This is a genomic window from Nodularia harveyana UHCC-0300 (assembly GCF_034931085.1).
Lineage (GTDB): Bacteria > Cyanobacteriota > Cyanobacteriia > Cyanobacteriales > Nostocaceae > Nodularia > Nodularia harveyana.
Genome location: NZ_JAYGHG010000010.1, coordinates 117,497 through 125,021, shown reverse-complemented (window position 1 = coordinate 125,021; position 7,525 = coordinate 117,497). Strand labels below are relative to the sequence as shown.

Sequence of the window (7,525 nt, the reverse complement as noted above, 5' to 3'; positions counted from 1 at the left end):
TCTTCCATATCACTTAATTTATCAGATTTTGGGGAGAATTTTTAGCGATGGGCGAACGCACAAGCATATCCGCAGGACTCAGCCCCTCCTTTGGCGATCGCTCTTCCACCCCCCCCTGAACGGTTACGAAAATCTTGTAGATCATAAATATTCAGCCATTCAGGAAACCCTTGCGGTAATCGTTGATTCCTATCACTATTAAATTCTAAGCTTTGCAGAGCATTAACTTCATAAAAATAAGGAGCTTGTGAACCAACGGTTATTAATAGTTCAACTTTTTTTATTACTTCTTCTTCATTCAATAGTTGTTCAACTAATAAATCAACACAAGCAATTCCTCCTAAACTATGAGCAAGTAAAACTACTGGAGGTTCAGCATCTTTAATATAGCTAGAAATCAAATCTCTAATTTTTTGACCACGCCCTTGATAAAGTAATATATCACCGACTGCTGGATAGGTTACATCTGAAATAACTCCTCTTTTGCGTTTGAGATAACCTGTTGCTGGTGGTTGAAGCAATTTTGCAAGTTGGTCTTTTAACCAGTCTCCAATAGCAGCTTCAGCATAATAAATTTCACTACTAAGAGATGTAACTACATCATCTCTTAAAGTAGAATTATTTAAAATAGGGGCAAATTCTTCTTGTTTTTCACAAATAGCGATTGATTCAGCGATAATGGCTCTAGCGATCGCATCCCTATATTCTGTTAAAGTATCTGAAATAGTTTCCAGTGCTTCTTGATACGCTGGTGATTCTATAACATTTTGACGAGCTTTTGCAAAAACATCTGCAATTCCACATTCTTTTAATTTGGCTTGTAACTCGTCTGAAGGTTCAAACTGTTGTACTTTCTTGTCTAGTTTCTCACTTGGCTCTACTTGACCAGGACTAAAATCCCGTTCTTCTGGTGTTTTTAATGATAACAGCCGCAATTCATACAAAGGATCTTGATATAATTGCATCCAACGGATAATATTTTCATCAGGTTGAGTTGCTTGATTATCATTTCGAGTAGAATCATAGAGAGGAATAGAAGCACCATCGGCATTTAATCTAGCTCCTAGAGAATCCCCCCATGTACAAGAAACTACTGTTAAGTTTGGCAGTTCTTCCAGAAGTTTTCCTTTGATTTGTGTAAATGTTTCTGAAAGTACAGGTTCTCTGACTGAGATTCCATGAATAAATATTACTGTTGTCATAATTTATTTTAGCTCTCCTAACTTGTACTTAATGTAGTCCACTTTCATTAGATTAAATTTACTGAGCGATACCTACGGTCAGCGATCGCACTCACAACAACATCAGTTTTCGACGTACCAGTTAGCTCAACATGGCTGTTGAGTTCTTCCAGTAAAGATGGAGGCATTCTGATAGCAATTTGTGGTTTACCCATAGCTGAGATTACGTAACTATACGGGATACTACCAACTGTATGGCTAAGTGTTGCTGCTGATACACAATTATTAACTGAAGTAGCAGGTTTCACAAGAGCGATCGCTTGTGTCTGATCAATGCAAGGTAGGATTGAACCAGATCGCCTACAGTACCTTTACTTGATCCTTTTCTTTCCGCTCCCCTGCTCCCCTCCCTTTTCCCCCATACTCCCCAAATTTCCCAATAGGTTTGTATCCTGGAATAAGAATTACGCTAGCAATCACCCAGCGACACCCAGTCATCAGTGAAATTATCATGACTAAATCTCCTAACAAAGAAAAATCTTCCCATTCCTTCGCAGGTAAGCGCTTATGGTTGCTGTTATTTAGTCGTGGTGGCATTGCCCTGGGCGTACTAGTGCTATTGGCAATGGGCGGAGGTATTTGGCGCTTGTGGAGTTTTGTCAATAATGAATTAACACCCCTGGCAACCAATGGAATTACAAATACACTTAACCGTCCAGTAAATTTAGGAGAGGTTACGGGCTTTTCCTTGACGGGAGTAGAATTTGGGGCTTCCACTATTCCAGCTACAGCCACGGATACAGATCGGGCAGTAGTGGATGCTGTAAAAGTGGGTTTTAATCCGTGGCAATTAATTTTTCAACGTCAATTAAAGTTAGATGTCACTTTAATTAATCCAGATATTTATATTCAACAAGATGATCAAGGGGCGTGGATTAGTACTAAAATTGCCGCCCCAGAGAAACCAGGACTGATTAAAACTGATTTAGATAAACTGCGATTTCGTAATGGCAAGTTAGTATTAGTACGGCAGGGTGAAGATAAAAGTGTTACATCTACCGTGACCCCGGTAGGGTTGACAAAAATCAATGGCACAGCCCAACTGCTACAAGAGAATAAACTAATTAAATTTAATCTTAGGGGTGAAGCAGAGGATGGGGGGAATATTGCGCTTCGAGGTGAGGCAGTTCCGCAAACATTAGCATTTAAATTACAACTGCGATCGCAAGACTTATTAGCTAGTAAAGTTACCGACCTGATTAAGTTACCTTTCGACTTGGAAGCAGGAACAGTTAACAGCGACTTGCAGATTGAACTCGCACCAGAACAGCCACCCCTCCTATTTGGTACTGCTAACTTACAAGGCGTAACCCTGCAAATTCCCAATGTCCCCCAAGCTTTTTTAAATACCCAAGGACTCGTCCGCTTTCAGGGAACAGAAGTACAACTAAATAACATCACTACTAGTTACGGCAAAATTCCTCTGGTAGCCACAGGCATTATAGACGCGGAAACAGGCTATAAATTAGCAGGTCGGATCAATGCTGTTAGTGTCGCCGATACTCAAGGAAGTCTAAATCTTAAATTACCAGTACCTGTAACTGGGGAATTGCAAGCTAACTTACAGATGCTTGGCCCCATTACCAAACCAGTCCTCTCAGGCACAATTGCCACCATCAAAACTGCCCAAATTGATAAAATTCAATTTAATCAAATTACCAGTAAGTTTGAATTTGCGCCTCATGTTAATTTAGTCAGCTTCCGAGACATTCAGGGCAAAGCCGCAGTGGGTGGAGAAATTACAGGTATTGGTAACATCAAACTCGGCACAACCCCCCAATTAGATTTTAATTTCGCAGGTAAAAGTATTGCAGGGGATGCTTTAGCGCAAATTTACCAAACCACATCCTCCATTCAAATCGGCACTGTTTCCGCCACAGCCCAATTAACTGGTGCGGGAGATAATGTGCAAACTGTGGTGAAATGGCAAGTCCCAGAAGCCACTTATCCCGGTATTGGTGAAACCGTGATTAACGCAGATAAAACTGTCCTTTTCCGCAATGTCGCCTTAAATGTCGGTGGGGGAATGGTGCGCGGTTCCGGGAGTTTTGCTAACCAGCGTTGGCAAGCCGTTGCCCAAGCCTCTGGTGTGGGGTTGACACCCTTTGTAGACCCAAATCAACTGGAAAATATTTCTTTAGCCGGGGCAGAATTTAATGGTGGTCTGATCCTGGAAGGTAGCGCCGAACCCTTTCAAATTGCCACAATTCGTACCACAGGCGCAGGAGTCAATATTGGCGGTGGTACAGTTGCAGTTTCTCGAATTCAGTTAGACAACCAAAACTTTTCGGCGCAACTTGTAGCTAATGATGTCAGACTGGGGCGGATATTGAAAGCATCTCCTCCAGTTTTAAATAGTCCCTTGGCGGGTACGTTTCAAATCGCTGGGAACACAGAAAATTTCGGAATCAACACTTTACGCGCTACTGGTGAAGCCCGGCTAAATGTAGCAGGTGGCACTGTCACAGCTGCGAATATCCAATTAGCTAACGGTCGCTATCAAGCCAACGTCAAAGCCAATAATGTGGCTATGCAGGAGTTAGCAGCAGTCCCGGAAAATTTACAAGGGTCGTTAACTGGGGAATTTAAGGTGGCGGGGTCTGCGGAGTCCTTTAGTCCCCAAACTATCCAAGGCACTGGTGAGGGAAGGCTAAATCTCCCTGGAGGAAGAATTACAGCCTCTAATATTCAGTTAGCTAATGGTCGCTATCAAGCCCTAGTTCAAACTAATAATCTGCCTTTAGAGCAGTTGGTAGCTGTACCACCAGGATTCGAGGGCGGCTTAACTGGGGAATTGAATGTGGCGGGGTCTGTGGAATCCTTTAGTCCCCAAACTATCCAAGGTACTGGTAAGGGACGGTTGAATGTTGCCGGGGGAAGAATTACAGCCACGAATATTCAAGTGGCTAATGGTCGTTATCAGGCTGTAGTTGATGCGGAAGGGGTGCAGTTAAATCAGTTAAATCAGCAGTTACGGGGTAATTTTGGCGGTAAGTTGCAGGTGGCTGGGATTTTGGGATCTGCCAAATTAGCTGATGTGCGGGCGGCGGGACAAGTACAATTATCTCAAGGTCTGCCAGGTATTGAGCAACCTTTGATGGCGGCACTTACTTGGACTGGTGAAAAGCTGGCTATTCAACAAGCTGTAGCCAGGGGGTTAAATGTAAGTGGCGATATTTTAACTAATTCTCAGATTGCAGGTATCCCGAAGGTTACTCAGTTAAATCTTCAGGTTGAAGCCCAGAATTACAATCTAGAACAGTTACCAATTACTCTGCCGAATCAGTTGGCTGTGGCGGGAAATGTGGATTTTGCCGGACAAATTACTGGGAATCTGATTTCTCCAAATGTGAATGGGAAATTAGGGTTACGGAATTTGGTTGTCCAAGATATCGCTTTTGAGCCTTTGTTAACTGGAAATGTGACATCTGGTAGAGGTCAAGGTTTGAGCTTAGATGTTAGCGGGGATAGAGACCGGATTGCTGTGAATCTGGATGCCCAAAATCGCCCCCAATCTTTTGTAGTCCAGAAGGAAGAAGCATTAGCTACAGGTGAAGCCCAAGGGGATGATTTAGCTATTCAGGTGGCTAATTTTCCTTTAGGAATTTTCAATTTAATCCCACCAAGTCAACTGGGTGTAGGTGCGGCTCCGGTACAGGGGTTGTTAACTGGGGATTTACTGGTTAATCAGGATACTTATGCAGCACAGGGAGATTTAGCGATCGCCTCCCCAAAAATTGGCCGGATTACAGGCGATCGCCTAGCAGCCCAATTCAACTACAGTAATGGTAAAGCCACCGTCACTAGCAGCCAATTTGTCACAGGTGATAGTCGTTATGCCTTTAATGGCAACTTTGGCCAAACCCCTCAAGGACCGCAACTCCAGGGCAAATTAAACATCAATCAAGGTAAAATCCAAGATGTCTTAACCGTAGCCCAGATATTTGAACTACAAGATTTTCAACGTGGCACAGCAGAGCCAATCTATGGCACAGCCAGCGATCTCGCCACTAACTCCCGTGGATTACCCCAACAGTCTTTACTAAACCAACTCCGACGCTTTTATGAAATTGATGCCGTCATCAAGGCGCAAACAGAAATCCGGCGCGAATTTAGTCCCATCCCAGATTTAGCAGACTTACAAGGAACCTTTAACGGCGAAATAGGTGTAGATACTGCCACAGAGCAAGGCTTATCAGTTGAGTTTAACTTGAACGGTGAAAATCTTAGCTGGGGTAAACAAGCAGAACCCAACCGTTTCTATAGTGTTGATGACATACTTGCTCAAGGTAAATTTGCCAACGGGATTTTGCAATTACGACCATTACGGATTTCCTTAGACGATAGCAGTCTCGTCTTCGCAGGTAATATCGGTGGCGATGATCAATCCGGTCAGTTGCGGGTAAAGAATTTTCCCATCCAGTTACTCAATAATTTCGTTACCCTCCCAGTGGGTATTTCAGGTAATCTCAGTGGTACAGCTGCAATAGCAGGTAGCATTCCCAATCCCCAAAGCACAGGAGATTTCTACATCACAGAAGGAACATTAAATCAGCAGCCAGTAGACTCAGCTATAGCCAGTTTTAGTTATGCTAACGGGCGCTTAAACTTTTACAGCAAACTCTCAGTGGTGAAAACAGAACCAGTAAATATTACTGGTAGCATCCCCTATAAACTACCTTTTGCCTCTGTAGCACCAGAAAACAATGAAATTAGTTTGGATATCAAGGTGAAAAATGAGGGATTAGCAATCTTAAATCTCTTAACTAATCAGGTAGCCTTTGAGAAGGGTGAAGGAGACATAGATATTCAAGTACACGGAACAAGAGCGAAGCCAATAGTCAATGGCATAGCCACCGTCAACAATGCCACCTTTGCAGCCCAAGCTTTACCAGAAAAAATCAGAAATGTCAACGGAAAAATACTATTTGATTTTGATCATATCTTAGTAGAAAACCTAGAGGGTCAGTTCAGCCGAGGTAATGTCATCGCATCTGGTCAAATTCCCATCTTCAACAACGGACAACAAGATTTTGACAATCCCCTCCTTCTTAATGTCGATGAACTAACCTTGAATCTCGAAAGCTTGTACCAAGGAGGCGCAAGTGGCAATTTACAGATTACAGGTTCTGCACTCAATCCCGAAATTGGCGGTCAAGTCAACTTATTCGATGGTCAGGTTTTACTCACAGATAATAGTGACCCAGAGCCTGATACCAATAGCCTGTCATCCTCCACAGCCAACAAGCAGATTCAACCTAATAACCAGGAAGGATTGGCGATATTTAATAATTTATCCATAGAACTTGGTAAAAACGTAGAAATTAAAAATCCGCCCATTCTGAGTTTTCAAGCCACAGGGAACCTGATCGTTAATGGCTCCTTTGCTGAACCCATACCCCAAGGTACAATCAGGTTAGAAAAAGGTGGCGTGAATTTGTTTACCACGCAGTTTAACCTCGCTCGTGGTTACAAACATACAGCTACTTTTACAGCCGAACAACCCCGCGACCCTGAATTAGATGTTCGCTTAGTCGCCAAGGTACTAGATGTAATTCAGAGTAGTGATTTAACACGCGCAAATACCGCCGGGTTAGCAGCCTTAGAAAGTGTGCAAGTCGAAGCCAATGTCCAAGGTTTTGCCAGTCAAATTAATGAATCAATAGAACTCACCAGCAGTCCATCTCGCTCGGAAACGGAAATTGTCGCTTTATTGGGAGGTGGGTTAGTCGATGGTCAGGGAGGTGGAAATACCACTTTGGGACTAATTAATATTGCCGGTTCAGCTGTATTCAGTAACTTTCAATCAGCCTTTAATCAACTTGGTAATGCTTTCGGGTTAAGTGAACTCCGGATATTTCCCACAATTGTTTCTAACAATCCCGAAGCCGGTAGGAGTAGCTCTAGTCTAGAATTGGCAGCAGAAGCGGGTATTGACGTTTCTCCTAAATTTTCTGTTTCCAGTATCAAAATTTTGACAGCAAATGACCCCTTTCAGTGGGGTGTAAATTACCGCATTAATAACGAAATTCGTCTGCGTGCTTCCACTAATTTAGAAGATGATAGTCGGGCTGTAATCGAGTTTCAAAGACGATTTTGAATCTTTCACCTCACCCAGAAGGCTAGGAGAACAGAGATTTTTCCTAAATAAGTGTTAGTTTATACTATTTATAATTGTGATAGTCGTTATACTCATCATTAGGTTCTACCTGGGAATTATGAAGTGGCTTGGCCACTTCATTTTTATTTTTGTGTACTACTGAAACGCTGTAAAGGCTCAGAAT

The 7,525-nt window shown here is 42.7% G+C and carries 3 protein-coding genes; 1 reads left to right on the top strand and 2 read right to left on the bottom strand.

Annotated elements, in window-relative coordinates; all coding sequences use genetic code 11:
- Positions 1-41 precede the first annotated feature (41 nt).
- Both VB620_RS09150 and VB620_RS09145 read right to left on the bottom strand, forming a co-directional pair.
- Positions 42-1,202 carry a hypothetical protein gene (locus VB620_RS09150; protein WP_323195835.1) on the bottom strand — a complete coding sequence of 387 codons (1,161 nt, stop codon included), beginning with the start codon at positions 1,200-1,202 and terminating at the stop codon, positions 42-44.
- 47 nt (positions 1,203-1,249) lie between these two features.
- Positions 1,250-1,489, bottom strand: coding sequence for a hypothetical protein (locus VB620_RS09145; protein ID WP_323195834.1), 240 nt, complete (start codon positions 1,487-1,489; stop codon positions 1,250-1,252).
- 203 nt (positions 1,490-1,692) lie between these two features.
- Here VB620_RS09145 and VB620_RS09140 point away from each other — a divergent pair, with 203 nt between their 5' ends.
- Entirely contained in the window at positions 1,693-7,341 is a 5,649-nt protein-coding gene (locus VB620_RS09140) for a translocation/assembly module TamB domain-containing protein (protein WP_323195833.1), read from the top strand.
- The last annotated feature ends 184 nt before the right edge of the window (positions 7,342-7,525 follow it).